This is a genomic window from Curtobacterium sp. VKM Ac-2861, assembly GCF_013204965.1.
Taxonomy (GTDB): Bacteria; Actinomycetota; Actinomycetes; order Actinomycetales; family Microbacteriaceae; genus Curtobacterium.
In genome coordinates this window covers 1-966 of record NZ_JABMLA010000015.1, presented here as the reverse complement: position 1 = coordinate 966, position 966 = coordinate 1, and the positions used below count along the sequence as shown (strand labels likewise).

General features: G+C 69.9%; 1 protein-coding gene. It reads right to left on the bottom strand.

Going from position 1 to position 966, the window contains the following annotated elements:
- A complete protein-coding gene (gene glpX / locus HQQ88_RS19165; RefSeq protein WP_173171131.1) occupies positions 1 to 963 on the bottom strand; it encodes a class II fructose-bisphosphatase in 963 nt (320 codons plus the stop codon).
- Between the last annotated feature and the right edge of the window lie 3 nt (positions 964 to 966).

Below are 966 nucleotides of genomic sequence, written 5' to 3'. Positions count from 1 at the left end.
CTAGAACCACTTCTCCGCACGGTGGTCCGCCTGGATGCGGCGGATGGTGTTCGAGCGCGACCGCAGCACGAGCGAGTCGGTGTGGATGACACCGCGCGAGCGACGGACACCGTCGACCAGGACGCCGTCGGTGACGCCGGTGGCGACGAAGAACGTGTTGTCACCCGTGACCAGGTCGTCCTGGTCGAGGACCTTGTCCAGGTCGTGGCCGGCGGCGATGGCGCGCTCGCGCTCCTCGTCGTCCTTGGGCTGGAGCTTGCCGAGGATCACGCCGCCGAGCGCCTTGATCGCGCACGCCGTGATGATGCCCTCGGGGGTGCCACCGACGCCGACGCACATGTCGATCGTCGAGCCGGGCAGCGCGGCGGCGATGCCACCGGCGACGTCACCGTCGAGCAGCAGTCGCGTGCCTGCACCGGTCGCACGGATCGCGCGGATCAGCTCGTCGTGACGGGGACGGTCGAGCACGGCCACGACCATGTCCTCGAGGTCCTTGCCCTTGGCCTTCGCCAGCGCGCGGATGTTCTCGCCGATCGGCTTCTCGAGGTCCAGGACCCCGCGGCCCTCGGGGCCGGCGGCGATCTTGTCCATGTAGAACACGGCGGAGGGGTCGTACATCGAACCGCGGTCCGAGACGGCCATGACGGAGATGGCGTTCTGACGGCCGGCGGCGGTGAGCGAGGTGCCGTCGATCGGGTCGACCGCGATGTCGCAGGCCGGGCCGTGGCCGTTGCCGACGTGCTCGCCGTTGTAGAGCATCGGGGCGTTGTCCTTCTCGCCCTCACCGATGACGACGACGCCGTCGAAGTTCACCGTGCCGAGGAACTTGCGCATCGCGTCGACGGCCGCACCGTCGGCGAGGTTCTTCTCACCACGCCCGACCCACGGCTGCGCACGGATCGCGGCGGCCTCCGTCGCACGCACGAGCTCGAGGGCCAGGTTGCGGTCGGGCTGGAGGAACAGGGA